Origin of the sequence: Pseudomonas sp. HY13-MNA-CIBAN-0226, from assembly GCF_040310305.1 — a bacterium.
GTDB lineage: Bacteria > Pseudomonadota > Gammaproteobacteria > Pseudomonadales > Pseudomonadaceae > Aquipseudomonas > Aquipseudomonas gregormendelii.
The window spans coordinates 1-316 of the sequence record NZ_JBEOPS010000127.1; the positions used below are offsets into that span (position 1 = coordinate 1).

At 43.7% G+C, this 316-nt stretch carries 1 pseudogene; it reads right to left on the reverse strand.

The window, feature by feature from the left end:
* Nucleotides 1-316: pseudogene (locus AAEZ05_RS28070) on the reverse strand (hypothetical protein); the annotation flags it as partial.

The following is a 316-nucleotide window of genomic DNA, read 5'->3' on the forward strand; positions in this document are numbered from 1 at the left end:
CAGTTTTGGTTGATACTTGGCCTCAATATCAAGATGACTATGCAAAGTATCTAAGGGCAATTGATGAGCGGCGGCTGGCGCGCTTTGTTGCAGAGCTTGCTCAAGCTCAGTCATCGATTCACAGGCATTATTAATGAGGTTTAAAAACACTTGAATCAATTGATCTCTATCAGCGCATAGCTCGGGCAACGACAAATCATAGTCGCGCTGTAGCAGCACTTGCGGATATTGATTAACGACCAAAGACAAGACATGCTCTAACGGCTCATGAATATTCAGCATTTGCCAATTTGGCAGCTGATTAGAGCCAAGAAAT